Annotated in this window: 21 protein-coding genes, 1 tRNA gene and 1 riboswitch; of the genes, 9 read left to right on the plus strand and 13 right to left on the minus strand. The window is 34.7% G+C overall.

The annotated features are described in order from the left end of the window. Positions 1 to 77: 77 nt before the first annotated feature. The 10 genes from tsaA to acsn021_RS17060 all read right to left on the minus strand — a co-directional run bounded on the left by tsaA (position 78) and on the right by acsn021_RS17060 (position 10,348). Positions 78 to 554, minus strand: a complete 477-nt coding sequence (tsaA, locus tag acsn021_RS17015) for a tRNA (N6-threonylcarbamoyladenosine(37)-N6)-methyltransferase TrmO (RefSeq protein WP_184093657.1) — start codon at positions 552 to 554, stop codon at positions 78 to 80. Positions 555 to 659: 105 nt separating this feature from the next. Then, positions 660 to 1,475 (minus strand): MerR family transcriptional regulator, encoded by an 816-nt coding sequence (locus acsn021_RS17020; RefSeq protein WP_184093656.1) that lies wholly within the window; start codon positions 1,473 to 1,475, stop codon positions 660 to 662. 234 nt (positions 1,476 to 1,709) lie between these two features. Further along, entirely contained in the window at positions 1,710 to 2,366 is a 657-nt protein-coding gene (locus tag acsn021_RS17025; RefSeq protein ID WP_184093655.1) for a pectate lyase, read from the minus strand. Between the two features lie 189 nt (positions 2,367 to 2,555). Next, positions 2,556 to 2,963, minus strand: coding sequence for a hypothetical protein (locus tag acsn021_RS17030; RefSeq protein ID WP_184093654.1), 408 nt, complete (start codon positions 2,961 to 2,963; stop codon positions 2,556 to 2,558). Between the two features lie 16 nt (positions 2,964 to 2,979). After that, positions 2,980 to 3,321, minus strand: coding sequence for a cytochrome b5 domain-containing protein (locus acsn021_RS17035; protein WP_197978577.1), 342 nt, complete (start codon positions 3,319 to 3,321; stop codon positions 2,980 to 2,982). A 213-nt stretch (positions 3,322 to 3,534) separates the two neighbouring features. Continuing rightward, positions 3,535 to 4,398, minus strand: a complete 864-nt coding sequence (locus tag acsn021_RS17040) for an AraC family transcriptional regulator (RefSeq protein WP_184093653.1) — start codon at positions 4,396 to 4,398, stop codon at positions 3,535 to 3,537. Positions 4,399 to 4,641: 243 nt separating this feature from the next. Further along, the gene (locus tag acsn021_RS17045; protein WP_184093652.1) at positions 4,642 to 7,053 is read right to left on the minus strand and encodes a cation-translocating P-type ATPase; all 2,412 of its coding nucleotides are present in this window, start codon (positions 7,051 to 7,053) and stop codon (positions 4,642 to 4,644) included. Between the two features lie 619 nt (positions 7,054 to 7,672). Further along, on the minus strand, positions 7,673 to 9,373 hold the full coding sequence (gene argS / locus acsn021_RS17050) for an arginine--tRNA ligase (RefSeq protein ID WP_184093651.1): 1,701 nt from the start codon (positions 9,371 to 9,373) through the stop codon (positions 7,673 to 7,675). A 147-nt stretch (positions 9,374 to 9,520) separates the two neighbouring features. Continuing rightward, complete coding sequence (locus acsn021_RS17055; protein ID WP_184093650.1) at positions 9,521 to 9,763, minus strand: hypothetical protein; 243 nt, start codon at positions 9,761 to 9,763, stop codon at positions 9,521 to 9,523. 54 nt (positions 9,764 to 9,817) lie between these two features. Beyond that, positions 9,818 to 10,348 carry a DUF402 domain-containing protein gene (locus acsn021_RS17060; RefSeq protein WP_184093649.1) on the minus strand — a complete coding sequence of 177 codons (531 nt, stop codon included), beginning with the start codon at positions 10,346 to 10,348 and terminating at the stop codon, positions 9,818 to 9,820. Positions 10,349 to 10,882: 534 nt separating this feature from the next. Here acsn021_RS17060 and acsn021_RS17065 point away from each other — a divergent pair. The 4 genes from acsn021_RS17065 (at position 10,883) to acsn021_RS17080 (ending at position 13,151) form a co-directional block, all read left to right on the plus strand. Further along, a complete protein-coding gene (locus acsn021_RS17065; protein WP_184093648.1) occupies positions 10,883 to 11,116 on the plus strand; it encodes a hypothetical protein in 234 nt (77 codons plus the stop codon). A 28-nt stretch (positions 11,117 to 11,144) separates the two neighbouring features. Then, positions 11,145 to 11,951: a hypothetical protein gene (locus tag acsn021_RS17070; protein WP_184093647.1), complete on the plus strand. Its 807-nt coding sequence runs from the start codon at positions 11,145 to 11,147 to the stop codon at positions 11,949 to 11,951. 100 nt (positions 11,952 to 12,051) lie between these two features. Then, positions 12,052 to 12,717, plus strand: a complete 666-nt coding sequence (locus tag acsn021_RS17075; RefSeq protein ID WP_184093646.1) for a hypothetical protein — start codon at positions 12,052 to 12,054, stop codon at positions 12,715 to 12,717. 20 nt (positions 12,718 to 12,737) lie between these two features. Continuing rightward, positions 12,738 to 13,151, plus strand: coding sequence for a tyrosine-type recombinase/integrase (locus tag acsn021_RS17080; RefSeq protein ID WP_184093645.1), 414 nt, complete (start codon positions 12,738 to 12,740; stop codon positions 13,149 to 13,151). Between the two features lie 192 nt (positions 13,152 to 13,343). Here acsn021_RS17080 and acsn021_RS17085 read toward each other — a convergent pair. After that, positions 13,344 to 13,415, minus strand: a tRNA-Gly gene (locus tag acsn021_RS17085). Positions 13,416 to 13,735: 320 nt separating this feature from the next. Next, positions 13,736 to 13,817: riboswitch (cyclic di-GMP riboswitch) on the plus strand. 153 nt (positions 13,818 to 13,970) lie between these two features. Here acsn021_RS17085 and acsn021_RS17090 point away from each other — a divergent pair. The 3 genes from acsn021_RS17090 to acsn021_RS17100 are packed head-to-tail and all read left to right on the plus strand — an operon-like array spanning position 13,971 to position 17,038. Next, positions 13,971 to 14,300, plus strand: a complete 330-nt coding sequence (locus tag acsn021_RS17090) for a hypothetical protein (protein ID WP_184093644.1) — start codon at positions 13,971 to 13,973, stop codon at positions 14,298 to 14,300. Positions 14,301 to 14,357: 57 nt separating this feature from the next. Further along, the gene (locus acsn021_RS17095; protein ID WP_207725161.1) at positions 14,358 to 15,347 is read left to right on the plus strand and encodes a 3-oxoacyl-[acyl-carrier-protein] synthase III C-terminal domain-containing protein; all 990 of its coding nucleotides are present in this window, start codon (positions 14,358 to 14,360) and stop codon (positions 15,345 to 15,347) included. Positions 15,348 to 15,391: 44 nt separating this feature from the next. Next, on the plus strand, positions 15,392 to 17,038 hold the full coding sequence (locus acsn021_RS17100) for an AMP-binding protein (RefSeq protein ID WP_184093643.1): 1,647 nt from the start codon (positions 15,392 to 15,394) through the stop codon (positions 17,036 to 17,038). Positions 17,039 to 17,218: 180 nt separating this feature from the next. Here acsn021_RS17100 and acsn021_RS17105 read toward each other — a convergent pair whose 3' ends face one another. Next, positions 17,219 to 17,989, minus strand: a complete 771-nt coding sequence (locus tag acsn021_RS17105) for a nitroreductase family protein (RefSeq protein ID WP_184093642.1) — start codon at positions 17,987 to 17,989, stop codon at positions 17,219 to 17,221. A 36-nt stretch (positions 17,990 to 18,025) separates the two neighbouring features. Next, entirely contained in the window at positions 18,026 to 18,907 is an 882-nt protein-coding gene (locus acsn021_RS17110; RefSeq protein ID WP_184093641.1) for an AraC family transcriptional regulator, read from the minus strand. Positions 18,908 to 19,483: 576 nt separating this feature from the next. Between acsn021_RS17110 and acsn021_RS17115 the strand changes: the two genes are divergently transcribed. Together acsn021_RS17115 and acsn021_RS17120 are read left to right on the plus strand one after the other, a co-directional pair. Then, on the plus strand, positions 19,484 to 21,247 hold the full coding sequence (locus acsn021_RS17115; protein WP_184093640.1) for an ABC transporter ATP-binding protein: 1,764 nt from the start codon (positions 19,484 to 19,486) through the stop codon (positions 21,245 to 21,247). Then, positions 21,240 to 23,042, plus strand: coding sequence for an ABC transporter ATP-binding protein (locus acsn021_RS17120; RefSeq protein WP_184093639.1), 1,803 nt, complete (start codon positions 21,240 to 21,242; stop codon positions 23,040 to 23,042). The genes acsn021_RS17115 and acsn021_RS17120 overlap by 8 nt, the downstream gene beginning before the upstream one ends. Positions 23,043 to 23,218 lie beyond the last annotated feature (176 nt).

The following is a 23,218-nucleotide window of genomic DNA, read 5'->3' on the forward strand; positions in this document are numbered from 1 at the left end:
TTCTTTCATTAATTATAAAGTTCAGGTAATTGTGAATCTCTTTGTTTAGCGTAAATTTACCAGAACTATTAAGTCTATCAATAAAGAAATTCTTCTTCCCAGTTAAAAATACCAGACTGTTCTAGACTCTTTGGCCAATGTCTGCACCATTTTGGTACACAGGGCTCTTCGACCCTATCAAGGCTGGGCGTGTATGGCTTAATATCGAGTACGGGCGTTCCATTATTTGCATCAATGTATGGAACTTCTATAATTCCCTCTTCATAGTTTATATGAATTACCTGAACCGTAGTTAAAGCAATCGGATTCGGACGGATTGGTGACCTTGTAGAAAATATTCCCATAACATCTGGTGCCTGTCTATATGGCTGAGGTGTTTCAAGTACTTTCCTCATTTCTTCACTGTCATAATCACTAAACCACCAAATGACACTTAGATGGCTGAATCCATCCAAAGCACGCAGCCCTTCTATATACTCCTTATTAAGCGCAATAGTCGTTTCACTTTCCTTGCTAATGATTGTACCGATTGGTTTTACCTGAAAAGTATTCATACTGTTTCCTCCATAAAATTTATTTGCAAAAACAGTGTAAACCCTCACACCATGTGAGAGTCAATATAAAAACCGTCTTTTAATATTTTCTTCACTAGACGTTTTTTATACCTTCTTTAAGGGAATTTGTATTTCAATCAGGTAATTATCTGCATATTCCTCATTCCACGGCCCTCTATGTACAATTTGTCTGCTTTGTCCTTCCATTTTATACTGATTATGTTCTTGAAGCCATTTGGCAAAGGCACGATATGCTAAAGCAATGTTATTAAATGAACCATATACCATAGTACATGCCATATTAGAAACCGCCTCCGTATAATGATACGTAAAATCTCCTATACTTCTCGACATTTGGCTCACCGGACTACATATCTCAATATCTACATCTCTTTCCTTGTAATCCAAATCGTGATAAATGGTAAAAGTTTCAGTTGATATAGGTATATTGTTTTTCTTTGCAAAGTCAGACATTTCAATCCATAACTGCCCTTCTGCATAATAATCCGGTACAATACGCCTTAAAGACAACACTTGATAACTGGGGATAGCTTTTATTGAGACATTATAATGTATATCTATTTTTTTCTGCTTTATATCCTTTTTAGCTAATTCAATTTTACTTAACCTCTCTTGCTCTGCCTTAATCACGCTTTCTATTTCTAAGTATTTATGTTCAAGCTGTTTTACAATCAATTCGTCACTCCAACGCATAAGCATATTAGATATTTCTGAAACATTGAAACCTAAATCACGCAAGAATATTATCTTATTTAAAACAGGAATTTGTTCCGATGTGTATAATCTGTAACTCGTGAACTTATCTGTTTCTGCCGGTTTTAATAACCCCGTTTCGTCATAGTATCTCAACATTCGGATTGAAACTTGAGTTAGCTTTGAGAATTCACCTATTTTGAACATTTTTACTCCCTCTGTATATAAATTAATTTAGTATATCAAAGTATTACTACGAGTATTAATTTACACCCTCTTTCATTAGTCGGTTCTTCTTGTAATTTTAATATAGTATTTCTTACCAATCAATAGTAATCACTAATGGAACAAAAAACTACTGTAGAACTAATATAAATCACTAATTCTACAGTAGTTCTTCTTATGCTTCTAAACTTTGAAAACTATTCATACCATTATGTATTAATAAGTGTGTATCTGGGAAGAAGAGGGGAACATCCAATTTGTTTTTACATTGGAGGTACTCATATTCCGATAATACAGTTGGGTCGTTTTACTGTCTGTACGTGCAACACATTCCTTACCGTTTTTAAATGTACAATTTTCGATATATATTGTGCATTTAAATGTAGAACCACCATTTTGGCGAATTACTTTACCAAAACCATCAGCGGTAAAATTCTTAACGGTAAAGGTGCAGGCTTTGTTTAACTGAAAAACTTTATCACTGGCTTTATAAGCAGCGCCGCCATTAATGGTAACACTACCTTCACCTTTTACAGTTAAAGCATCTTCACCTACATCTTCCCACACTACATTAGTAATAGTATTGTTACCGTAGCAATGTACCCCATCGCACCCAGGAGCAGCTATACGAACATTTTTAAGATTAGCTCCTTTTTCCAGTTTGAAAATAGGCTTTTGATTTTCGTTCTGACTGCCATCTCCCATACCAACAGCAACAATTGTTTCGCCTTTTCCATCATAGGTTTCTCCCGCTTTTACTACAATGGTACTGGTAATCGTTTTTGCATCTGCTCTGCTCCAACCAAAAACCCCAACAAATACTTGAGCGAACAATAGAGTCACTGCCATAAGCACTTTCAGTTTCTTAGACATAATAATACCTCCTCAAAATATTATTTATATTATTCTATAAGCACACCATAAACAGCATTCACCCCAATAACTCCTCCTTTCTGAATATGGTTCTGTTATGGTCCTTATAAAATAAACACCCACTCATCTGACTATCTATGTCCACAGCTACCGTTCTGATTTAATTGTAATTAATAGTATATACTGCAATTAGAGCTTTTGAAACCAACGCATTATATAGTACAACGCACTCGGAAATAGAAGGTGCAGGACTGTTAAAATAATGGTAAGTAATGCTGCACGTTTATGCCATAATAGATAAACAGCCTTTTTCCTCTTGTAAAACAATACTCCAAACAGGACGGTAATAATGCACATCATCCAAGCTAAACTTCCTGTATGAAGCCTTAAAGCCCACAGAGCAAGATAACCATGAATTAATGATAGAATAACGAGGCTTATTCCCAGAGGTTTATGTACTTTACGTAGTTTTTTCACAGCCTGAATGATGCCTTGATTTTTTCCATGAAAGAACCATCGATTAATTTGCCTAAGCCAGTACGGTGATGAAACTCCAACAAATAAGGCCACATTCAGGATTCCTAGTACCTGATACATACAATCACCTCCGAACCTATTCCGCTATCTCACCAACAACCGGCAATTTCGAAAGTACTGAAGTACCATGTGGTGATATATCCTTAATATTATCCGTAAGGTCTTCGCCAGCAGTGAATCCGTTATGCTCTCCGTTTTCCCACTTCTTACTATCTGTTACATCATAAATCACTCCATCTACTGCTATATAAGCCGGATTACCATCTTTTCCGTTGTATTCGGCAAGTTCTTCAATGGTAAGTACAATATTTTCTACAAGGTCTTTACCATCATTCTTTTGAGACTGTTTACCGCAGCCAACACTAAAAAGCATTAGAAACGAAGCTATCGTTAAAAATATAATTCTATGTTTTACCATATGTAATCTCTCCTTTCAAAAACTTACTGTAATATATTGCATTTAACTAGTTATTATCCCTCTTTTTATTCAGATATTATACGTTTTTTTTTATTATTGTGAATTTATATCTAGTAAATCTTATTTTTTATGAGGTACTTTACATTATATCATCTTATTGTCATACATTCAATATTTTTTGCTCAATATTAGAATTTTTTTCCAATATAATTTCTATACATTCTTTGCATTTACATTTAGTCCAGCGGGGCAATATTCCGTACATCTTCCGGAGCCATTTCCCAGACAAAATATTTCATTACCGGATATAATAATACCCTTTTCTTTGTATTCCTGAATAATCTGTTCCCGTATAATTCTCACATCCCCCAGAGTTGCAGTTAAGAATTTGCAATCGGCACATTCCTTATATTTGCTGAAAACAGTATTTTTCAATTCTCCCTTTACAGCCATTGCCCTGACAAAAGAGTAAAAAAGGATAATTGGCAGAGACTTGTTCTTAAACACTTTCAAATACACTTCTGAAAGCTCCGTACATACTTTCATTGCTTCAGAGATCAGAGTAGAATAATCCTCAAAATACTTTTTAACCAGCTCCTTTCTCTCCTTTTGGTATTCCAAAGTATTTTTATAAATGAATCCTTTTTTAATTAGTGAATCATAGATTTTTTTATGCTCTGAATAATATATTTTTTTTAAACCTTCCTCCTGTTCTGCCATTGATAAAAATACAACCATTTTTTCAATCTCATTTAAATCCTCTATGCAGCTGATATCTTTTTTTTGAAATTCTGCCTTGGGTACGCCCTTCTCTTCTGGGATGGTCAGCTCTATCTTTTGTAATAAAGTGTTTGTAAACGTAGTCTGACTCTGGTCACCAAATACCTTCGCTGCTAACTCAAAACGCAGCTCCTTTATATACCTATATGGTGAATATCCCATATACTGTTTAAATTGTTCAATAAAAATTTGTGTTGATAACTCTGCATTTTCACTGCATTGATTGACTGTAACATCCTCTGCTATATTCTCATTTATATATTCCATTGTTTCAAATAGGCTTACTAAAGTACTCATTGATTATCTCCTTGCTTCTGTCATTCTAACTAGTTTTATTGCACAATAAAAAGTGCTGTCTCAAAACTAAATACTACTTTAGTTTTGAGACAGCCCCTCTTTATCCCAAAAATAATATTACAGATTCAAAAATCCGCAAAAATAGTATAACTCGTCATGCAATAGAATAATTACACGAGAAAAATTATACCGAATTTAATACTACTTATCAACTGGTTTTATCCTTTTGTTTTGAATGATATCTTATCCTTTATGAATGTGATTCTTTTTTTTCTTCAACCTCAAATACAAATCATTTATTTTTTCAATACTAATTGACAGATACCGAAAAAGGGATTCTGCTGAAAAAGCAAAAATAATCAGTAATAATACACATATCTTGGACATTTCACTTATAGCAAAAAGACGATGAAGAAAGATTCCGCAAAATGCCAAACCAAAAATATTAAGTATTACTATGCTATATTTTATTTTATTGAGAGGGCTGCTTATCTTGATAAGTATAATAAAGCCCACCACTGCCAGGAGCATGGTAGAGGCAGTTGCTATATCATTTTTGGAAAGTAAGAACGCTTCACCGCAAACCACAAGAGAACCTACCGCCAATACATCTGTTAGGCCTGCCGGAAGTGCTTTAATCATAACATTTTTCAAGAAATGACCTTCAATACGATTTTTATTAGGTTCTAGAGCCAGCATAAATCCAGGAATGCCTATAGTAAATATACTAATCAGTGATATTTGAGACGGCTCTAATGGATAAGTAAATGTAAACACCACTGAAAATACAGCCAATAACAGTGAAAATATGTTCTTGACCAAAAATAGCACAGCTGAACGTTGTACATTGTTTACAACTTGTCTTCCTTCCAATACCACATCCGGCATATGTGCAAAATCCGAATCCAGAAGAACAACTTGCGCTGCCTGCGCTGTAGCTTCACTTCCTGAAGCCATTGCCACGCTGCAATCAGCATCTTTCATTGCCAGAATATCATTTACCCCATCCCCAGTCATTGCAACAGTATGTCCTGCCTTTTGAAGCGTCTGCACCAATTTTTGTTTCTGCTTAGGTGTAACCCTTCCAAAAACAGCATATTTTTCTAAAGCACTTGCTAATTTACTTTCTGTATCTAATATGCTCGCATCAATAAAATTATCTGCATTTTCTATGCCAGCACATTTGGCAACTTCTGATACGGTCTCCGGATTATCTCCCGATATAACTTTAACAGTAACGCCTTGTTTCTTAAAATAAGAAAAGGTCTCCTGCGCATTTTTACGTAAGGGATTTGTTAGAATAACATATGCTAATGGTACGACCTTCTCTTTCAAGCCATCCTTTACATTGCTGCCTTCATATTTGCCCAGTATAAGAACCCTATGCCCCTTTTTTACAAAAGCAATAATTTCCGGTACGATTAAGTTATAGTCCTCCCGCATGACAAACTCAGGTGCACCCAGAACGAAAGTGCCGTCTTCAAACGTAACACTGCTATACTTGGTAGTTGAAGAAAACGGACTACTATCTAGAGGTTTTCGTCTTTCTATATTTTCACATAATGTATTCGTGTACTCTTTTATCGCATGAATAGTAGCGTTATCATCTTGTATAGCAAATGAGTAGTCCACTAAAAGTTGTTCCAGTTCTTCTTTTGGTATTATTATTCCATTTATTGTTTGGCTTGGCAGAACTTCTTCCACCTGCATTCTTGCTTCAGTTATTGTACCTGTCTTATCTACGCACAGCACATCAACCCGTGCCAGTGCTTCGATACTTTTCATATCATGAAGAAGGACATGCCTTTTTGCCAATCGCATAGTACTTAGTGCAAGTGCAATTGTTGTAAGTAGATAAAGCCCTTCCGGTATCATTCCTATAAGAGCTGCCACCATTGAAACAATACTTTTTTGAATTGTTTCACCATTCAGATAATATCCCTGATAAAATAAAAGTACACCGATTGGGATGATTCCAATTCCAATCCATTTAACCAGTAAATTAATAGAGCAAATCATTTCAGACTGTTCGTCACTACCCACTGTTTTTGCCTCTGCAGTCAGTTTGGATATATATGAATGCTTCCCTACATTCTCTAATTTAGCAAAACACTGCCCGGATACCACAAAACTTCCGGATAAAAGTTTGTTTCCGCGAACCTTTTCGATTTCATCTGCCTCTCCTGTTAGAAGTGCTTCATTGACCTGTACATTTCCCTGAACAACAAATGCATCCGCACATATCTGATTTCCGGCTGCAAGTAATACAATATCATCCTTTACTAATTGCTCGGATACAATTTGTTTTTGTACGCCATTCCTTATTACAATGGAGTGGGGAGCATTTAAAATATTCATTTTATCAAGTATTTGTTTTGCTCTAAGCTCTTGTACAATCCCAATAATTGTATTTCCGATAATAACAGGCAAAAACGTAAGATTCCGGTAAGAACCAACATAGATTAATAATAGGGCTATAATGAAAAAAATTAGGTTAAAATAGGTTAATATATTAGATAAAATTATCTCTTTAACTGACTTTCCCGTTGTAATATTCGTATGATTTACAAGTCCTTGCTTAACCCTTTCCTCTACCTCCTCTTCTGTCAGCCCATTGAATATTATATTTTTTATATCATTTGTCGTATCCCTCATCTTCACCTCTTAATCGCGGTTTGTTTGGCTTATAAATTCTTTTAAACCCGTACTATTATTGTAGATATAGCATATGCAATTTATCTTTTCATTGTATATAACAACATTTAAAACTACAACCAAATTATTCTTAAACTTTCTTAAGCATTCTTTAATATTTGTAAAAGTCAACCTAAATATAACAAGAAATCAACAAACAGAATCGATGCCTATGGACAAGCATTCTAGTCGTGCGGGCAGGTAATTAAATCTCAGTATCAAATCTGAAACATGTTAAATTCCCTATTCTTGTGCTTCCTTAATAAAAATGGGTTGTACTGAGCTGGAAGTATAATGAAAGAAATGAAGAAAAAAGCTTGGACTTAGGAAAACCTAAATATCATGAATAAGCTCTGAAAAAGAGCGATAAAAATGAGAAATAAACAGTACACATACGCTGCACATATCTGCACAACAAAAAATCCCTTGAAAATCAAGGGGTTTTTTAAGCGCGAGACGGGATTCGAAGACTTCACGATATCCCAAAACCAAGTAAAAAAGGGAGGTTGAAGAGCTCAATTATATCTGCACACTACAAACACACTAAATAAAGATTTTACAATATATAAAATAATATAAGCTACATTTCTTCTGGGCATTCAATGCCTAATAATGACATAGAGTCGCTAATTACTTTTTGTACTGCATTAACTAAGACTATTCGAGATTTCCTAATTTGATCATCAGCTGATAAAATTCTACATTCATGATAAAATTTATTAAATAAGTTGGAAAGAGTATAAGCGTATCTTGCGATGATACACGGCTCGAACTTAACAGCCGCATCTTTAACAATATCGGGATATAATGCTAACTTTTTGACTAATTCATAACTAATGTCATCTGTTAAATATGTTAAATCAACATCAGTATTATCAATATGTGATTTACGTAATATGCTTTTAGAACGTGCATAAGTATATTGGATATATGGTGCTGTCATACCATCAAAATTCAAAACATCATCCCATTTAAAATGAACATCTCTAATAAGTTGATTAGATAAATCGTGAAATATTACTGCGCCTATTCCAATTTTTTTAGCGGTGTTAATTTTATCTTTTAAATCTGGATTTTTTTCTTGAATAGCATTCAGGGCTCTTGATACAGCTTCATTTAAGATATCTTCAGCATATATTATATTACCTTTTCTGGTTGATAATTTTTCACCATCCATACTTACAAGTCCATATGGGATATGGTATAAATCATTTGCCCATTCATATCCCATCAATTCGATAGCTTTAAATACTTGTGAAAAATGAAGCTTTTGTTCCATACCTGTCACATAAATACACTTTTCAAAATTATATGTTTGCTTGCGATATAAAGCAGCAGCTATGTCACGAGAATGATAAATTGAGCTTCCATCTTTCTTCGTAATTAGGCAAGGTGACATACCATATTCATCTAGACTGATAATATTAGCTCCTTGACTTTCCACAAGAAGTTTCTTATCTTTTAATTCCGAAACAAGAGCTGGAACTTTGTCCATATAAAAGCTTTCGCCTACATAAGAGTCAAATTCAATATTAAGCATCGTGTATACGCGTTCATATTCTATTAGACTGATGTCTTTGAACCACTGCCATATTGAGAGAGCTTCCTCATCACCATTTTCCATTTTAGCAAACCAATCTCTTGCTTCATCATTTAGCGCGGGACTTTTTTCTGCCTCATGCCCGAATTGAATATAAATGCGTAGAAGCTCTTCAATCCCATTTTCTTCAACCATTTTTTTATTGCTCCACTTTTTATATGCAACAATTAATTTCCCAAATTGTGTACCCCAATCACCTAAATGATTAATACGAACTACTTTATATCCTAATTTACTGTATATTTTAGAAAAACTATTACCTATTAATGTGGTTCGTAAATGACCTACATGAAAATTTTTGGCGATATTAGGAGATGAATAGTCCATACATATAGTTTTACCACTTCCAATATCTGATGAGCCATAGGAAACATTAAAAACATCTGCAATAATTTGATTTATGAAATATATCCTATCAATAAATATATTTAAATATCCATTCACTGCTTTTACATCAGAAATCATACTGTCATTATTATTATCCTTTAAATGAGTGCACAGTTCTTCTGCAATTATTTTAGGACTCTTTTTTAACATTTTTGCTAAAGTAAAACATGGTAGCGAAAAATCGCCTAATTCAATATTTGATGGGATTTCAATATAACACTCTGTATCGGGTAATGAAATGCCATAAATATCTTGTATACCAATTTCGATTAAATTAACAACTTTCTGCTTCATAGTTATCTCCTTCTATTATAATAATAAAAAAAGAACCATAATAGAATTCAAATTCCTTCTATTACGGTCCTGTATATTAAGTGCCATATATCAGTAACCGCACAGAAACAAGATGTAAACCTTGCAACCATGCGATTAATAGCTTAGTTACAAGAGGTTACATCTGCATCTGCGTCTTAAACAATTACTAATAATATGACTCATAGTATCTTCCTTTCCAATTATTAGGGTTATCTTATCAGTTAATCTAAATATTGTCAAGAAAATATCTTTTCTTTTTTGTTTTACGTAGATTTTATTCGTATCTTGATGGGTTATGTTCGTAATCTTTTTCATAGAATGGTCGTTATTATCATCTATAAGTTTATCGTAATGAGTTACAATATTCAAAGTAAACACCTCCTTAAATTCACGTTTATCAACCTCAACGACTTGGAAGTTGTATTACTTTACTACTTCGAAACATTTTTTTGTGTATTTAATAAAATTGGTAATATTACTTAGTATTCCTTTATGTAGCTTATCACTGGTTTCAATTGCAAGCTTGAATTGTTCTTGTGTAATATCATTCTTTTCCAGTGCATCTTCCAGTTCATCCATATCATCTACAATTATTTTTCCATCTGGATAAACTACCAAATCCAAATACAAATCATCAAAATATGGTACTCCATCTATTTTAACTCCTTGTGCTGCTATCATATCTATGTACCACAAAATAATTTCTTCCTTTTCATTCATCACTGCGGTAATACAATACCAATCATTTTGTGGTAAAATTGACATCCATTTTATACCCTTATCACAAACAACGATATCCTCCCCGTTGAATTTCCATACTTGTGCTTCATTTACTTCTCGAATTTCAACAAGTCCAATATATCCTGTAACCAGTTCAGAATCCACCTTACATCCATGCAACACTTTAGCTAGTATACAGTTCCATTCATCATATGATAGTCTACTTCTTTTCATTGATATCCCCCATAACTTCAAATTTTTAAGTAAACTCATAAATCATAATACCATATTGATAAAAATAATTAAATAAAATTTTCCAATAATCTGGATACACCTTTTATAAATGTGTATCTCCTACACTTTCTAAAATTGTGTACACTTTATTCCGAGTAAAAAATTAAATTCAATCGAGTAGCCTTAAAAGCAATGAAATAATAAAGATGCTATACCTTGTGAAGCTTAAATGATAATGGAATAGGCTATACCTATGAATAATCCCAGATGATAAGCTGGAGAATACAACGAAGGTCCATGCTGCGCATGGATCCTTCGTTTTTTTGATGTGTGGATGATGCAAAAGCGTCGCAGACCCCTCGGAGAGCGAGCAGTGCAGTTGTCAAACTGCCCTAGTGAGTTAATACAGATAATCTGAAATAAAAGAATTAAAAATCATTTTCTGAAAAAGTCAAAAAAATGCTCCTTTTAAAAATCGTCTGTCATTTTAATTGATGAAACAGATTAACAAATTTTTTAAAGGAGGAATTTATAATGGCAAACGTTTGCATTGTAAAACATCAAGGATACATAAAATCAAAGATGCGATTTCCGTTCCAACATAATTTTAGAATGTTGAAAAACTACGGAAACAAGAATGTCGATGCATCACTCGCCCATCTTAACACCTGTATAGTGAATAATCTTAAAGATGGAGAGACCTATCTCACTGCGTTCTATCGTCTGTATCCCAGATATGATAATATTATCTGCCACTGTACATCGTGATGAAATTTTTCGACCTCAGGATGAGGAAATGAAAGCTCTCTTTCCAGAAGGTAAGGTAACACCACATATGCATGTGATTGCAATACCCATAGTCTATGATAAGAATAAAGAGTACAAGAAAATTTCCATTACAGAATTGTGGAAAGGGAAATTTAGCTATCGTAAATTCAAAGATTATATGTACAATGCAGTCGGCAAAGAGTATGGCTTTGACCGTGGTGAGATGCATAATTATGGTGAAGCTGAAAAACATTTGGAAGTAGAAGCTTTTAAGATAAAGGAAGCAAAGAAATCTTTGAATAATCTCAAAGAAGAAATGAGGATTAGGGAACAGAGGCTAATGGAACAAGCAAAAGAATTAGAGCCAGAAGAACATATATCAGTCTTTAACATTAACAATGTAGTAGAGCAGCAAAAAGCTATCAACTTTGCATTGAAAATGGATAAGGATAAGAATGCTCTACTACAGAAAGAAAAAGAAAGCCTAAATCAAACAATAAAAGATAAGGACGAATTAATTCTTGCCCAAAACCATGAAATTCAAAATAGGGATGAAAAACTCTTTGAAATAAAGAAAGAGCTGTCACTAGAAAAGGAAAAGACTAATGATATATTGAATATCGAAGTATCAGATGAAAGCCTGCGACAGATTTATCTTGATGAAGCAAAGCAGAAAGTCAAATTGTATGACCGCATGGTAAGAATTATTAAAGACTTCTTACCAGAATTAATAAAGGCATCGCCTAAATTCATTCGTGAATTATTGGATAATAAGATTCTCCACAAAGAAGATTTACCTGGGAGACACGAGAACAATCGCCATAAAGGCATATAAAGTAGCTATTAACAATTTAAGGCAGAATTATAAGCAGACTCTCTGAATCAAAGAATAATTATAACAAACAGAAGCCTTTTTTCAAAAGAAGGGTTTCGATATGTTAAATAATGATAAGACATTGAAAGAAGCAATTAATAATGGTATCCTAACAGTATCAGAAGTGGATGATATGTTAAAGATGACACGAAAAAAATTAGTAGAACAAAAGCATCCATATGCAATTAACAGCCGTACTAACGGCAGAGTAATCACCACAGTAAGGGAGGATGGCAAGCTTAAACAAATATCTGCAGTAAGCATGGATGACATGATTGATAAGCTATATCTATTTTACTTTGAGAACAAGAAGAATCTTACCTTAAATGATTTATTCCCGAAATGGAAAGAAGAACGTCTACAGGACAAAAGCCTTAATATTAAAACTGTCCGACGTGACAATGAGCACTGGAATAAATATTACAAAGACCATTCCATTATTCAGGTACCGATATCGAAGTTAACAACCAAAATGTTGAATGATTTCTTTAATGCGACCATCACAAAATTTAATCTCTCTGGCAGAGAATACAACAACATGAAAAGTATCATGATTGCGCTGATGAGGATTTCTATCGATGAAGAGATTATTATGGAAAATCCAATGAATGGAATCTATATCAAGTCAAAACTCCGTTCTGTAAGAAAAAAGAGTGATGGCTCGAAACTGTATCTTAATGATGGATTCGATACTTTAGATATAATCTGGAAGAAGAAAATACAATAGAAGCATTATGTATCCAGCTTATGTTCCAGATTGGTGACCGAATTGGTGAGAATGTTGCGCTTAAATTCTCTGATATCGAATATGGAAAAATAGCGATTCAAAGGATGGAAGAAAAGGGACTTGTCTTTGATGGAGAAAACTTCAAGAGTGCCGGTGTCCAGATAGTGGAACATCTGAAAAAGGAAAACGATTCGGAGTACCGCTTTATCTCTCTTACTGATAAAGCAAAGGAAATCATCAGTAAAGCCAGAAAACTTAATCCTGATGGCGAGTTTATCTTTGAAAGAAATGGGGAACGATTGACTGCTAGAGCAGTAACTTACTGGCTATGGAAATATTGCAGAGATGCAGGAATTACGTACAAGAGTCCTCATTGTACAAGAAGAACTACTGCAAGTCGTTTGAGTACAGAAGGAATGCACTTGATAAGATAAGGGATATGCTTGGACAGGTCGATGAAAGTACTACGCTAGGTTACATTTATAACCCCAATACAGAGCAAGAGAACCTAGATATTATGAATAAGGCGCTGAATCGTAGCAATAAAAAGAGCCAGAAAAACTAGTGCACATATGATGCACATATCTGAAAAAAGAAAAATCCCTTGAAAATCAAGGGATTTTTAAAGCGCGAGACGGGATTCGAACCCGCGACCCTCGCCTTGGCAAGGCGATACTCCACCACTGAGCCACTCGCGCACATCTTTTAATATTTGTCGTGTCCTGAACACATAAGTAAGTATAATACACGAACCGTATTTTGTCAACAGTAATTTGCATAATTTTTTATTTAATATATTTTTTTTGTATAATTGACACATTTCCCCTCTTCCATTTTTTTGTAAATTTTACTTGAAATATGTCTTAATTAAATATATAATACTATTAGTTTTTCTAGTAATTATAACTATTTTTCTACATAATCAGAAATATTGACATTTTTAAATTTATTCCGCGACATTTTGCATCCAAGCTCTTGCAAAATAGCCAATATTTATTAGTAAAATCAAAAGAAAATAATATGTAAAAGGCAAACCTGTTAAAAGGCAGGGACGCAAAGCCACGGGCCTAAAGCTATGCTATGGCAGCCGGGTTGCCATGATGCTAAGATAAACCATGGCTTTTTTTGTCATGGTCTTTTTTTCATCAAAGATTGATTTATACTCTGATTAATCATACTAATTCCAGCAACCCACAGCTCTTACACATGTAATTTTCTTTTTGATTATTATACAAAAGTAAAGGAGATTAAATATGAAAAAATTTAGCATTAAAATTGAAGGTGCTACTCTTAAAATTGTATTAGATGGTGCTTTTGGTGATGAAGACATTGAGGCCTACGGAAAAGAGTATGGAGCAGCCATTTCTAAAATCAATCCAAACCAGTTTACACTTGAATTGGATGCCAGAAATATGGGTGTAATTACCCCTGACAAACATGAGAAATTAAAGCAGTTTTTTTTACTTTACAAGCAACAAGGCTTCAAAACCGTAACACTTCGTATTCAGGACAGTGCCATATTATCCATGCAAGTAAAAAGGCTTGCAAAAGAAGTTGGAATTAATGACTTTAGAATTCTGTAGAACACACCCAGTATCTTAAGTTCAAGTTCATTCATAAATCAGTTAGGAGGCGGAATATTGATTCAAGTAAAGATTAGAGATATTGCAGTCAGCCACGGTAAAAAAGTTGTCGATAATTCTATATACCTTGAACATTTTAAACAGCGCGGTAAGGATGTGGAACATTTCTTAAAGGATGTCATCGGCAGGGACAAACGTTATCTATTTGACACTGAGGAACAAAGTACCCTGACTCTTTCCCTAGAAGCTATTCAGGCTTTACTTCTAAAAACCGGCCTGACCGGACAAGATTTTGATATGATCATCTTGTCCAGTCAGTTACCAGAATATATTGCCCCTCCTACCTCCATTAAAATACATAATGTAATTGGAGGTAAGAAGGAATGCATTTGTTACGATATGAATTCTAATTGCTGCGGTATGGTTCTGGCCTATGAACAAACTGCCAAATACATGTCTGTCAGCCCTAATGTTAGCCGGACTCTATTAATTGGCTGTGATTATATTAATCTTACCATTGACCCAGAGGAGGAGAATCTCTATGGACATTATGGAGATGCTGCCTGTGCCGTTATTTTAGAAAAAACCGATGAAGACTGTGGTCTTATTGATTCCATCTGTCATGTCAAATCAGAAGGTGTCGATGTGGCACTCTTTCCTGGCTGCGGCTTTTCCAATATGTTTCGAGTAAGGGACAATAAGGAATTATTAATTAAATTTGATCCTCCTAAGGAAAATGTCCCTGAATCAGCCGTTGATACAATCAAAACAGTTCTTGACCGGAATGGTCTGGCACCCTCTGCTATCTCTATGTTTTGCTTCTCTCAATATGCCTTAATCAATATTAAAAAAATCAGAGAACAATTGGGCATCGATGAGGAACATAGCTTATATATTGGTGATATTTACGGATATACCGGTACCAGCAGCCCCTTTATCGCTTTATATGAATCTTTGATAAAAGGTTGCATTAAGCGGGGAGACTATGTTCTCCTTTGGACCATTGGCTGTGGCTCACAAAACATTGGTCTGCTGTGTAAGTTTTAATAACAGCAGGCTATCATCCATAATTTCAGAAAGGGGAGTAAATTATGTATAATTATAATTCATTAGCAGATGTAATTGATGAGAAATGTTTCGAATTTGGTAACAGAGAAGCCTTGGTTTTTCCTTCACACCAACAGACCTACACGTACATAGGGTTTCAGACATTAACTATGGAACTTGCCAAAGGCCTGCTTGCCATTGGCGTAAAAAAAGGAGACCACCTTGCTATATTTTCATTAAATTCTCCTAAATACATTGCACTGGAAATAGCAGCCGCAAGAATAGGTGCCGTTTTAGTGTGTATTAATACCAGCAGTACAAAAAGTGAGCTTCTCTATGTCCTCAATCAATCAGAGAGCTCACTTTTATTTATTTCAAACGGAGTAAAAGGGAATTCCTATGTAGAGCTATTAAACAGCATCTGTCCTGAACTTGCCGCTAATTCGTTGCAATTAGCAAGCAAGGAGCTGCCTCATTTAAAAACCGTTGTCATGCTTGATAACATGGAACTCCCCGGCATCCTTCCACTTCACAAGTTGTTAAAAAAGGGAGAAAAAATATCCACCGAAGAAATCTACATGGTTCAAAAAACCGTATCCTCTAAAGACCCCTTAAATATTTTCTACACCTCCGGTACAACAGGAAATGCCAAAGGGGTTGTCCTAAATCACTTTGTCACCGTTAATAATGCAATCTTTTCCGGAGAACGGATGCAATACGAACCCGAAGACAGAGTTTTACTTTGTTTACCTCTATTCCACGTTATTGGCTGTGTTTTAAGTACCATTGCAGGACTTTTCTACGGCTCAGCCATCGTTATTGCGGAACGCTTTGAAACCAGCAAGATACCCTGCTATATTATGGAAGAAAGCTGTACCGTTTTGAATGCTGTGCCTACTATGTTCAACTTCTTACTAAACAGCGACTTAAATCCATATGACCTCACTACCCTGAGAAAAGGTTTTATTGCAGGTTCCTGCTGTAGCGAGGAGCTGCTTTTAAGAATACATAATGAATTAGGGATTGAAACCATTGCTAATCTATACGGACAGACCGAAGCAATCGGAATTACCCAGATGGCAGCTGAAGACAGCCTGCACCACAGACTCACTACCATTGGTAGGCCATTACCAGGTGTGGAGGTGAAGGTTATTGATATAACAACCGGCGAAAGACTTCCCGTAGGTGAAAAGGGTGAATTATGTGTAAAAACCGTTTATTTGATGCAAGGCTATTTCAAAAATCAAGAAGCCACTAACAAAGCAATTGACATTGATGGCTGGCTTCATACCGGTGACTTGGTAAGTATGGATTATGAAGGTTTTATTACAATAGAAGGTCGTATTAAAGATATTATAATTAGAGGTGGTGAGAATATCTCCGCAGTGGAAATTGAGAATACCTTAAAACGTCATCCTGGAATCCTAGAGGCTGCTATTATAGGTGTTCCCGATAAACTACTGGGTGAAGAAATTTGCGCTGTTCTAATCAAAAATACTACATACGCAACTCCTTTGAACAAAGAGACAATTCTTACCTATGCTAAGGGAGAGCTTGCCAAATTTAAGCTTCCCAAGTATATATTTTTTACAGACTCCCTTCCAATAACCTCGAGTGGTAAAATACGTAAAAATATTCTTAGGGAGCAATTTAATAAGGAATTTGAAAAACTGATAGCTGTAAAACAATAGCCAGCTTATGGCATTGTTATTATTTTAATTCTCATAAAAGCTCCATGTCTTTCCTTAATGCCTTTTAAACATGTGCGCTAAACCAGTTTAAAAGACAATGTATTGCAAAAGACATGGAGCGTATTTTTAGTAACTCAAATTTATATATTTAGTGCCCATTACATATAACAGTGTTTGTGACTACAACAACAGACTGATAATATAATCATTTTTCTTGAAGGACAAATTATTAATATTGTCAACCTTTACAACTCGTACATTCAGCCACAATTCTTCAGCAGCAACTACTAGATGCGCCAAGCAGATTCCGATATCAATAAGCTTTAATTCGCTTAATATACCTTGCAAAAATATATTTCTTTTACAAAATACGTGAATTCGGTTATCATATACCACTAACCTCCATGGTTGACTATTCATACTAGAAGGTGCTAAACGTGCCGCCGATACCATGGTTTTTACATTCTTACCAATCTCGCTCTTAATAATTGCAATATCAGTTAAAGGAAGCCGCTTTATTCTATCACTTTGCCGATATATTTCATGCTCACCTTCACCAAAAGCCAGTGTTATAACATGTTCCTTTTCCTTCAAAGACTCATCAAAAACTGACTTCTTTGCTTTCAGCCTTCCTAAATAACAAGAACCTAACCCTTTTGCAGTTAAATACAATGCTATCTGCTGTATCACAAAGCCAGCGTTCATTTGATACCCGGAAGTCTTATCAGAATATAATGACAAATAATAGGGTGATTTCACCGTTATATTACCATTAAAATAATGTTTAATATCCTTATGTTCCAGTAATTTATATTCAACGTTTATCCCTTCGAATAACATTGGTATACTTTCCGCAAAAGTTATAATATTGTTAAGTAATACCTTATCAAGACTATCCATATGAAATTTGCGGATTGTCTTTCTGACAAATATAGCTTCATATAAATTCATAACTTACTCCCATCTGACTTCTTGCATTAGGGTAAATTAAGCCCTGCTCATCTCTTCGGCAATTTTCTCCATGGCTGTTTTTTTATAATATAAAGGAGAGATTCCATAGTATTTTTTAAATAATTTACTAAAATGGTATACATCTTCATAACCAACACTGTTGGCTATGCTTTTTATGCTACCGCCTTCTAAAGTAAGCAGGATATCCCTTGCTTTTTCCAGTCTGATTTTTATCAAGTAGTTTATTGGCGATTCCCCTGTCTCCTCTTTAAATATCTTTGAAATATACACAGGGCTCAGATACATATTATGTGCAATTTGGTCTAAAGATATCTTATTTTCATAATTTTCGTTCAGATAATTTATAATTTTTTTCACGGCATAACTCTTATTATAAGATTCAAAATTACAGCTTTTCTGACCTGTACTCTCTACCTCCATAATGTCACGCAGCATCATTAGTAAAATCTGGATTAGATGTGCTTTTAGCATAAAATACTTGCCCACCTGACAGGCTTCGTTCTCTGCAATCATGGCATAACAGTGCTTTGATATCTCCTGTTTTGTCTCTGCCGTAGTATGTAAAACATACCCTCCATCCTTAAGTACAATGGAATTGGGCGGCATATTCTTAAACTGAAAGTCTGTAAAACCGGCAAAAAATTCAACCGTCGGCTCCTTGGGATTAACCATTATATTCTGGTGCTTTACCCCTGGGTTACAAATAATGACATCCCCTGCTTCCACGTCATATACAATTCCTTCAACCAGATATTTACCCTTGCCGGATAATATATATGTAAATTCTGTAAAATCATGGTCATGATAATTGGATTCCGTTAACATCTTTTGCTTGCTGGCAAAAAATATTGTTGGATTTAAATCATAATAGGTAATATCAAATTGGTGCTGGCACATACGATACCTCCTCCTTTATCAATATGGTCATTCACGTTTCAGATAAGTTCTATTGAATACTTCCTATTGGTTTATATGATTTGACAGCTCTTTACCTCTTTCTGGTCTCTTAATCAGAAATAGAGTAAGATACTTCCATAAGAGAGCATTGAATAATTACCGCATGTTTCAATCTATATATACCCTCAAAAGTGGACAATCTTGTAAATAGCCATCTAATTAATTCAAAATCAACCCTTTTTACTCAACATATTTATTATAACACCTTTTTTCCAAATGAAAAACACTTTTTAATGGAATTTCTCATCCATTTTACATTATATAAGGAAGCTTTTCTATTTTCATGGTATTTGGATTATTATTTGTTCAAATCTAGGTGTAAATTCATCTTAAGTTGTACTTGATACATGTTAATTATGATGGGTGAGGGTTCATTTAAGAACAAACCGAAAATTTTCGTTATATAACATCTGACATGAATAAAATAACAAAGTACATTTTAATTTTTAGGAATGAGACTATAATGAAACAGAATCTTATATCGTAACATAAGAAGAATGGGAGGATTTTGTAAATATGACAGCAATGCAATGGTTTTTTTCATTTTTGAAAAAATACCGACTCAAGCTACTAATGGCACTTATTTTAGTAACCTTTGCATCAAGTTTAACAATTATTAACCCTTATATCTCGGGTATTATTGTGGATGATGTAATAAAAGGAGGACAAAAGGAGTTATTGCCCAGACTGGTTCTGCTCCTGATTATTACTACCCTCGTAAGATCTATCGTAAAGTACATATATCTGGTGATTTTTGAAACCACCTCTCAGAAAATGCTTTACAGCATGCGCGATTATGTTTATCGTCGGTTTTTAGAAGAAGATTTTACCTTCTACAACAAAAACCGTACCGGCGATTTAATGTCCCGCCAAACCGGAGACATGGAGGCAATCAGACATTTTGTTGCCTTTGCGATATACAACATTTATGAAAATATATTGTTATTTTCCATCGCCTTATTTATGATATTTACAGTAGACTATCGGCTTGCTCTGTGTATGATAGCCGTAATGCCTATTACAGCTGTCATTACCAGAAAGCAATTAAGGGCTATTAAACCGGCCTTTCATAACATAAGACAGCGGTTTTCCAGTTTAAATACCTTTGTTCAGGAAAATGTAAGCGGAAACCGAGTGGTAAAAGCTTTCGCAAAAGAAGACTTTGAAATCGAAAAATTCAATAAAGAAAATGACAGTTTCCGGGATGCAGAACTTACTGCTGCTTCTATCTGGAGAAAATACGTACCAATATTTGAATTTATGGCAAACTTCCTAACCTTTATTCTCTACCTGGTTGGTGGTATTATGGTTGTCAAAGGTTCTATATCCATTGGTAAGATGGTAACTGTCAGCGGTTATCTTTGGATGCTTAACAATCCCTTAAGAATGGCAGGCTGGTTAGCCAATGATTTTCAGCGTTTTGTAACTTCTGTTGAAAAGATATACTCAACCATAAAAGAAGATCCCATAATCAAAACACCTTCACATGCTACACCACGAAAACAGCTTCAGGGTGAAATTGAATTCAAACATGTAAATTATCGTGCTGAGGACGATGTTATCTTAAAGGATATTAATTTTAAAATTTTACCGGGGCAGACGGTAGGTATTATTGGTGCCACCGGTTCCGGTAAATCCACCCTTATGAATTTACTCTGCCGTTTCTATGATGTTACCGATGGTGAAATTACCATAGACGGTACTAATGTTAAGGATATGGATTTATATAATTTAAGAAAGAATATCGGTATGGCTATGCAGGACGTATTTCTTTTCTCCGATACCATAGAGGGTAACATTGCTTACGGCAATCCTAACTGTACTTTTGAAGAAGTTCAGAATGCAGCAAAAATTGCCAGCGCCGACGCTTTCATTCAGAATATGCCGGAAGGTTATGATACCATTGTAGGTGAGCGGGGTATGGGTCTGTCCGGAGGGCAAAAGCAAAGAATCTCACTTGCAAGGGCACTCCTTAAGAATCCATCCATCGTTATTCTCGATGACACTACCTCTGCTGTTGACATGGAGACAGAAGCTCATATACAGAATGAATTAAATGCCCTTGAAGGCAGAACTGTATTTGTGATTGCCCACAGAATCTCTTCTATAAAAGACGCCGACCTTATATTGGTTCTAGATAACGGAAAACTAATTGAATCCGGAAATCATGAAAATCTTATAGCAAAACAAGGTTATTACTACACAGTGTTTAACCATCAGTATGGTGAATTTGATAAATATACAAATACAAAGCAAAAAGGAGGAAGCTATAATGGCTAGAAATAAATATGATATAGATGAGACTCTCCAATCCGAATTTAGCTTTGAACAATTAAAAAGACTCTATGCTTATATAAAACCTCATCGCAAGGAAATGCTCATTACGATTCTATTAATGATTACTTCCAGTGCTTTGGGAATGTTTACCCCAAAAATCCTTATGAAGATTATGGATGTATATATACCTAATAAGGATATAAATGGTATCATTCGTATCAGCCTTGTACTTCTTTTAATCAACTTTATAGTTGTCGTATTCTTGCGGCTGAAAATACAAATTACTACCAAATTAGGGCAAACAATCATTCATGAAATTCGAAGCGATATCTTTAACCATCTGCAAGAGCTTCCATTTTCCTACTATGATGACAGACCCCATGGTAAAATACAGGTCCGTGTTGTAAACTATGTAAACAGCTTAAGTGATTTACTATCCAATGGTATCGTTAATACAATTACAGAATTGTTCAGTCTGTTTTTCATAGTAGGTTTTATGTTGTCCATTAATATAAGATTGACACTGGTTTGTATGCTTGGTCTCCCTGCTCTTATGACACTCATCTTTGTTATAAAGAAAAAACAGCGAGTTGCCTGGCAGATATCCAGTAACAAATCCTCTAATTTAAATGCCTATATTGCAGAAAGCATTAATGGTATCCGTGTAACACAGAGCTTTGTAAGGGAACAAGAAAACATAAAAATATTCAATAGTTTAAGCAGTAACTATAGTTCTGCCTGGATGAATGCAGTAAAATATAACTTCTTACTGTGGCCTGCAATTGATAATATATCTACTTTAACTACTTCTGCTGTTTATTTTTTGGGTGTAAGCTGGATTAGCCAGGAGATTCCAGGTATTACTGTTGGTGTATTAATAGCTTTTACGGGTTACATTGGACGTTTCTGGGCTCCGGTAAATACACTTGCCAGCTTTTACAACTCTTTGTTAACAGCCATCTCTTATCTCGAACGTATCTTTGAAACCATTGATGAACCTGTATTGGTAAAAGATATACCGGATGCTGTTGAAATGCCGCCTATTAAAGGAGACGTAGAATTTAAGGATGTCTGTTTTAGCTATGAAGATGGTATTCGCATCTTAAATCAAGTAAGCTTTCGGGCTAAACAAGGAGAAAGCTTTGCAATTGTTGGTCCCACAGGTGCCGGTAAAACCACAATTATTAACTTAATCAGCCGATTTTATAATCTTGACTCGGGACAAATCTTAATTGATGGTGTGGATATCAGCCAAGTAACCATAAAATCCTTACGAAAACAAATGGGAGTTATGCTTCAGGACAGTTTTATCTTTTCTGGTACTATTATTGATAATATCCGTTATGGTAATATGGAAGCTACTGATGAACAGGTTATTTTTGCTGCAAAGACTGTATGCGCCCATGACTTTATTATGGAGTTGGAAAATGGTTATTATACCGAAGTAAATGAACGTGGCAGCCGCCTTTCAGCAGGTCAACGACAATTAATATCATTTGCCAGAGCACTCCTTGCTGACCCTAAGATTTTAATACTGGATGAGGCAACCTCCAGTATAGATACAGAGACTGAAATTCTCTTGCAGGAAGGACTCACAAAGCTTTTGGCTAACCGTACTTCTTTCATCATTGCCCACAGACTTTCAACCATTAAAAATTCTAGCTGTATTCTCTACGTGGATAAAGGAATTATACAGGAAATGGGTAACCACGAAACATTAATGAAGCAAAAGGGATATTACCATGAATTATTTGTTTCCCAGTATGATTTCTTAAATAAAGAAGCTGTTAACAGTTAAGCATAGAAGACCGGAAGAATGAAAAATCCTCCGGTCTTTTTAATATAATTTTACATTTTGATTGTTAATTGTTCACAGTAACTTAACACTTTCAACAAATTATATACACATATGAATAGTATACTTATAACATAAACAAAGCAGTACTAAGTAAAAATTAATAGTTAAATTACACT

The organism is Anaerocolumna cellulosilytica, assembly GCF_014218335.1.
Classification (GTDB): domain Bacteria; phylum Bacillota; class Clostridia; order Lachnospirales; family Lachnospiraceae; genus Anaerocolumna; species Anaerocolumna cellulosilytica.

Coding starts and splice junctions, on each gene's coding strand:
- acsn021_RS17110 (WP_184093641.1), bottom strand. CDS start 18,907: ATGTGCCAGCACCAATTTGATATTACCTATTATGATTTAAATCCAACA.
- acsn021_RS17025 (WP_184093655.1), bottom strand. CDS start 2,366: ATGTCTAAGAAACTGAAAGTGCTTATGGCAGTGACTCTATTGTTCGCT.
- acsn021_RS17020 (WP_184093656.1), bottom strand. CDS start 1,475: ATGTTCAAAATAGGTGAATTCTCAAAGCTAACTCAAGTTTCAATCCGA.
- acsn021_RS17030 (WP_184093654.1), bottom strand. CDS start 2,963: ATGTATCAGGTACTAGGAATCCTGAATGTGGCCTTATTTGTTGGAGTT.
- argS (WP_184093651.1), bottom strand. CDS start 9,373: ATGAAGCAGAAAGTTGTTAATTTAATCGAAATTGGTATACAAGATATT.
- acsn021_RS17105 (WP_184093642.1), bottom strand. CDS start 17,989: ATGAATTTATATGAAGCTATATTTGTCAGAAAGACAATCCGCAAATTT.
- acsn021_RS17100 (WP_184093643.1), top strand. CDS start 15,392: ATGTATAATTATAATTCATTAGCAGATGTAATTGATGAGAAATGTTTC.
- acsn021_RS17065 (WP_184093648.1), top strand. CDS start 10,883: ATGGCAAACGTTTGCATTGTAAAACATCAAGGATACATAAAATCAAAG.
- acsn021_RS17075 (WP_184093646.1), top strand. CDS start 12,052: ATGTTAAATAATGATAAGACATTGAAAGAAGCAATTAATAATGGTATC.
- acsn021_RS17040 (WP_184093653.1), bottom strand. CDS start 4,398: ATGAGTACTTTAGTAAGCCTATTTGAAACAATGGAATATATAAATGAG.
- acsn021_RS17045 (WP_184093652.1), bottom strand. CDS start 7,053: ATGAGGGATACGACAAATGATATAAAAAATATAATATTCAATGGGCTG.
- acsn021_RS17070 (WP_184093647.1), top strand. CDS start 11,145: ATGAAAGCTCTCTTTCCAGAAGGTAAGGTAACACCACATATGCATGTG.
- acsn021_RS17035 (WP_197978577.1), bottom strand. CDS start 3,321: ATGGTAAAACATAGAATTATATTTTTAACGATAGCTTCGTTTCTAATG.
- acsn021_RS17115 (WP_184093640.1), top strand. CDS start 19,484: ATGACAGCAATGCAATGGTTTTTTTCATTTTTGAAAAAATACCGACTC.
- acsn021_RS17080 (WP_184093645.1), top strand. CDS start 12,738: ATGTTCCAGATTGGTGACCGAATTGGTGAGAATGTTGCGCTTAAATTC.
- acsn021_RS17120 (WP_184093639.1), top strand. CDS start 21,240: ATGGCTAGAAATAAATATGATATAGATGAGACTCTCCAATCCGAATTT.
- acsn021_RS17090 (WP_184093644.1), top strand. CDS start 13,971: ATGAAAAAATTTAGCATTAAAATTGAAGGTGCTACTCTTAAAATTGTA.
- acsn021_RS17060 (WP_184093649.1), bottom strand. CDS start 10,348: ATGAAAAGAAGTAGACTATCATATGATGAATGGAACTGTATACTAGCT.
- tsaA (WP_184093657.1), bottom strand. CDS start 554: ATGAATACTTTTCAGGTAAAACCAATCGGTACAATCATTAGCAAGGAA.